1 protein-coding gene is annotated in these 561 nt (G+C 44.6%); it reads right to left on the bottom strand.

Translation table 11 applies throughout. The features are described 5' to 3' along the window. The coding region (locus QVO39_RS08590) for an SDR family NAD(P)-dependent oxidoreductase (RefSeq protein WP_288171958.1) at positions 1 to 324 on the bottom strand (324 nt) is incomplete at its 3' end. Between the last annotated feature and the right edge of the window lie 237 nt (positions 325 to 561).

Below are 561 nucleotides of genomic sequence, written 5' to 3'. Positions count from 1 at the left end.
GATGAGCGAGAGGATATTATTGCGATAGTAAAGGAGGGGCTTCTCTACCGATTCGCCCACCGCTTTACTGGCAGCAAAGTGAATCACCCCATCTGGGCGGTGACGATCATATATCTCTCGCATCGCTGCTTGGTCGTTGCAGTCTACTTGGTAAAATATTGGCTCCACACCCGAAATCGCTTTGATACCATTCAGTACCTCACGATTGGAGTTGGAGAGGTTGTCTACAATGATCACCTCATACCCCACGGCCTGAAGCTCCACCGTAGTGTGGCTACCAATGTAGCCCATTCCACCGGTCACTAAAATCCTTTTTGGGTTCATGCTCTATCTATCTCTATAACTATTGACCTGCTGGTCTAAACTTTTTACAAATTTAGAGAAATAAAATGAGGTAGGCTAATCCAACGCCCATAAGCGTTGGCAGGGGTTACGCATTAGAATAGTCTTGTAAGTGGTAGTTATCGGAGTATCTATGAATAAGGAGATTGTTACTCTGAGTTCATAATTAACATTCACGGATAAATCCATACCACAAATAAGGGGGCTGATGGTCTTCGT

The organism is Porphyromonas sp. CAG:1061 (genome assembly GCF_000435035.1).
Taxonomy (GTDB): domain Bacteria; phylum Bacteroidota; class Bacteroidia; order Bacteroidales; family Porphyromonadaceae; genus Porphyromonas_A; species Porphyromonas_A somerae.
The sequence above is the reverse complement of the archived record's forward strand: the minus strand, read 5'-3'. Positions and strand labels throughout refer to the sequence as shown.